This is a genomic window from Yersinia pekkanenii (assembly GCF_001152565.1).
Classification (GTDB): domain Bacteria; phylum Pseudomonadota; class Gammaproteobacteria; order Enterobacterales; family Enterobacteriaceae; genus Yersinia; species Yersinia pekkanenii.
This window is the reverse complement of sequence record NZ_CQAZ01000027.1, coordinates 1-2009: the sequence shown is the minus strand read 5'-3', so window position 1 is coordinate 2009 and position 2009 is coordinate 1. Positions and strand designations below refer to the sequence as shown.

Here is a 2009-nt window from a genome sequence, read left to right as displayed (position 1 = left end):
CGGCAAGGGGCTTTAGTCGTCGAATCCATGATGACAACCTCTCAGTTGATGGCTTTAAAATCACCACCAAGAGACGCTAACCTCAAGAGGGTGGTGAGCTGAACGAGGTTAGCGTAACCGGTCAACAGAGAACCCGGCGCATCTTTCGATGCCCCCGTCCAGCCCACCATTGTTTTTCACAGGTGTAACTGTACCCGCACATAGTAACCGCCTGTGCGGTCGTGCGCTCTATTGAATTCCGGGACGCTAATCACGGCAGCGGAATTTGCCGCTGCGGGGGCACTATATCCGGCCATTCTCTACTGTTCAATTAACCAGTGGTAAATTAGGACAAACATTTTTGTAGATGCGAGAGGGGCCGCATTTGTGGGGGGAATTGATCATTGAGTTTTTGTTTCAGTAAAACAGCCACTTTATATTATGTACATTTGACTCATATTTTTCGACATACTCTCACCATATGTCGATTGTATCGACATGTATTCACAACATGTACATTTTCTCAATGATTTTAGACACGTAATCACTATGTGTCGATTGCATCGACATGTTTTCATGTCATGTACATTTATTTCATATTTTTCGACATGTGACTTTTAAATTCGCAGATTTAGGTTTATAGTATTTTCATGTCGATAAAAGGATGAGGAATGAACATGATATGGAACCCTACACAACCGTATAATGACCTGCCACGATTGCCGCCAAAACAAGAAATTGAGACTAAGCGTGTACTAAAAGCATGCGTTGAAGCGAGAACTGCACTTGAAGGATTAAAACGGGCGGGCGAGTTATTACCGAATCAGAACCTTCTCATTAATCTAATTCCTATTTTAGAAGCTAAAGATAGTTCTGAGATAGAAAATATTGTGACAACTACTGATAAGTTATTCCAGTATTCCAGTGAGGACAGTAATGCTGATCCTATGACAAAGGAAGCATTAAGATATAGGACTGCACTTTATGAAGGTTATCAAGAATTAAAAGATAGGCCGCTATGTGTAAATACGGCATTAAAGGTTTGTAATACGATCAAAAACTCAAAAATGGAGATCAGGAAAATTCCAGGGACAGCATTAAAAAACCAAGCTACTGGTGAGACCATTTATACACCCCCAGTTGGAGAGAGAAATATTATAGAATTACTTTCAGATTGGGAGAAATTTATCCATCAAGAGGATGATCTTGATCCTTTAGTTAAATTAGCAGTTACACATTATCAATTTGAAGCTATCCATCCGTTTTCTGATGGAAATGGTCGCACAGGGAGAGTCATTAATTTATTGTTTTTAATAGATAAAAATCTAATCACCCTACCTATTCTTTATTTGAGTCGATACATTATTAAAAATAAAAATAGTTATTACTCCTTATTATTGAAAGTAACAAAAGATGGTGATTGGGAATCATGGATTTTATTTATACTGTCTGCAATTGAGAATACATCAAAATGGACGTTAGAAAAAATAAATGCAATTCGTGAACTAATGGAACATACGTCATCACATATGAAAAATGAAATTAACGATATTTATAGCTATGAATTATTGCAGTGTATTTTCGAGCAACCCTACTGTAGAATACAAAATTTAGTGAGTAATGGGATCGCAAAAAGGCAGACAGCATCAAACTATTTAAAGAAGTTGTGTGAAATAAATATATTGCATGAAATTCACTCAGGAAAAGAAAAGCTCTTTGTAAATTATAATTTAATTAATTTAATGAGCGATGATGAGAATAAATTCTCTCGCTATTTTTGATTTTATGGATGCTATCCATGAATACCAATAGGATGGCATTAATATATCATTTATTTTAAATAACTTACTATAAATTGAGTAGTAGCTTATTGAGGCTGATTCTATATTTCATCTATATGCAAAATTTACATAAATTCAATACATTTATATAACGCAACTGCCCCACCTCCATCTCCCCCCACTATTCACCCCCTTCACCAAGCGACAAAATCGCCCCCACACCCCTTGCCCGCTCTGGCCTCAGCCTCT

Annotated in this window: 1 protein-coding gene; it reads left to right on the top strand. The window is 37.1% G+C overall.

Annotated elements, in window-relative coordinates; all coding sequences use genetic code 11:
* The first annotated feature begins 656 nt into the window (after window positions 1-656).
* Window positions 657-1760, top strand: a complete 1104-nt coding sequence (gene fic, locus AEP37_RS14150) for a protein adenylyltransferase Fic (RefSeq protein WP_049613991.1) — start codon at window positions 657-659, stop codon at window positions 1758-1760.
* Window positions 1761-2009: the final 249 nt, after the last annotated feature.